4 protein-coding genes are annotated in these 2,039 nt (G+C 67.7%); all 4 read right to left on the bottom strand.

The genetic code is table 11. The features are described from left to right. On the bottom strand, window positions 1–752 hold a 752-nt coding region (locus VNJ47_13455), incomplete at its 3' end, for a THUMP domain-containing protein (protein ID HXG29840.1). Between the two features lie 69 nt (window positions 753–821). After that, complete coding sequence (locus tag VNJ47_13450) at window positions 822–1,508, bottom strand: hypothetical protein (protein HXG29839.1); 687 nt, start codon at window positions 1,506–1,508, stop codon at window positions 822–824. A gap of 20 nt (window positions 1,509–1,528) precedes the next feature. Further along, complete coding sequence (locus tag VNJ47_13445) at window positions 1,529–1,834, bottom strand: STAS domain-containing protein (protein ID HXG29838.1); 306 nt, start codon at window positions 1,832–1,834, stop codon at window positions 1,529–1,531. Beyond that, window positions 1,831–2,039 (bottom strand): ABC transporter substrate-binding protein (locus VNJ47_13440; GenBank protein ID HXG29837.1); only part of this gene is annotated, 209 nt, incomplete at its 5' end. The genes VNJ47_13440 and VNJ47_13445, both read right to left, overlap by 4 nt.

The raw sequence follows: 2,039 nt of genomic DNA, 5'->3' as shown, positions 1-2,039 counted from the left end.
GCTTCGGCGCGCAGTTCCCGCCACAGCTTCGGCTTGTGTTCAAGCCAGGCCTCGAAGCCGTAGCGTGTGCGTGCAAGGCCGGGTGCGATGTCGGCCGCCATCAGCCCGGCTTCGATGACCAGCGTGCCGGAGCCGCATAAGGGATCGAGCAGGGCGCCACCGGCGGCGCAGACCTGGGGCCAGCCGGCCCGGACCAGGATGGCAGCGGCCAGGTTTTCCTTGAGCGGTGCCTCGGCGCCGGCCCTGCGATAGCCGCGCCGGTGCAGACTCTCGCCGGCCAGATCCAGGCTCAGGCTGGCCTGCGCGCCGTCCAAGTGCAGATGGATGCGGATGCCCGGATGATCGGGATCGACATCCGGGCGCCGCCCGGCGCTTTCGCGAAAGCGGTCGGCGATCGCGTCCTTGACCTTCAGGCCCGCGTAGTGGGTATGGTTGACCACGGCCGAGCGGCCCGCGACCTCGATCGCGAAGCTCGTCCCGACGTCGAACAGTTCCGGCCAGTCGATCCGGTGTGCGGCTTCGTAGAGTTGGCCGGCGTCGGCCAGGTCGAAACGGGCCAGCGGCAACAGGATGCGGTTGGCCAGACGCGACCAGAGGCAGGCGCGATAGGCGACCTGCTGCGTGCCGGCAAAGCGCACGCCGCCCTTGCGCTCGGCCGCCTGCGTCGCGCCGAGTGCGCCAAGCTCATGGACCAGCAGGGGTTCGACGCCACGTGGGCAGGTGGCGAACAGTTCTAGCTGTGGGGCGGGCATTTCGGAAGAGTTTAATCTTGACGAGCGCGGGGCGCGGAGATGTCCGCACCCTGGCATCGTAGCGGGCGGCTAGTCGAACAGCTCGCCGAGCTTGTGTTCCAGCTTACGCGCCCTTTCCTCGACGCTTCGGCCGAGCCGCTCGGCGGCTTCGGCCCGCAGCGCCGCGCGGATGGCGGCCTGGGTGACGATGCCGGCGAGCTCGCCGATCGTCACGCCGCCGCGGTCTGCGCCCACGTTGCGCAGCACGATATCCGGGATGTCGGCCGTCGTGCTGGCGGACTGGAGGCGCAGATGCGCCTTGAGCCCGCGGATGCGCAGCTCGCGGATGATGAACTTGGTCTTGTCGGCGCGGCTGAGGGCATGCGTCCGGTCGAAGTGCCGGAGATTCGCCTGGATGACGCCGGTGTTGCTGCGCAGGCCCTGGCGTTCGACCCAGACGTCCATGCCGTCGATGCTCATCTGCGGCGAGCGGATGAGCTTTTCGCTGCGGCTGTAGCGGGCGATGCGCAGCTGCAGGTCACGGGCCTTGATGAAATGGGATGCGTCGAAGCCTTCGGGATTGTGGATGGCGATGCCTTTCAGCTGAATCCGCCAGGGAAACAGACCGATGTGTGCCAAGCCCACGCGGGCGTCCGTACCCACCCGCTCACCGATGGCCTGCTCGAGCGTGCTGCGCAGCGAATATTGCAGGTAGAGAAAGGTACCAGCCCCGCTGAGGCCGGCAGCGGCGAGAAAAACGATCAGCGCACGCTTCACCTGGCGGTTGACGCGGGCATTCAGGCGCGGATCGGGAGCACGCCTTCCAGACCGAAGAATTGCAGCAACGACTGCAGCTGGCGCGGGGGAGACAGGAACTCGATTTCGCGCCCGCGCTGCCGTGCCGCACGCAGCCATTCGAGCAGCAACGCGACGCCGGCGCTTTCGCTGCGCGTCACGCCTGACAGATCGACCTGCAGTGGGCCGCGGCTGCCTTCGAGCCAGGCACGGCCTTCGGCGAGTGCGCGCGCGACACTGGTATGGTCCAGCTCGCCGCTCAGCACCAGCCGTCCGTCGCGGACCTCGACGCGCAGTGTCGCGCTCATTGGCTGGCCGACTGGCCGGCCTGCTTCTGCTCCAGGCGCGCGATCAGGGCGTCCAGACCATTCTTGCGGATCTCGCCGGCGAAAGTGCCGCGGTAGTTGGAGACCAGGCTGATGGCATCGATGGTGACGTCATACACCAGCCAGCGATCGTTCTTGAGGTGGACGCTGTAGTTGATGGGAATCGGCGGGCCGCCTTTGCGGATCA

Source organism: Nevskiales bacterium (genome assembly GCA_035574475.1).
In the GTDB taxonomy this organism is placed as follows: domain Bacteria; phylum Pseudomonadota; class Gammaproteobacteria; order Nevskiales; family DATLYR01; genus DATLYR01.
Note: the sequence above shows the minus strand (reverse complement) of the source record. Positions and strands in the feature narration are given on the sequence as shown.

Bases quoted from the DNA above. Each gene is read 5' to 3' on its own strand.
- VNJ47_13445 (HXG29838.1), bottom strand. From the start codon at position 1,834: ATGAGCGCGACACTGCGCGTCGAGGTCCGCGACGGACGGCTGGTGCTG.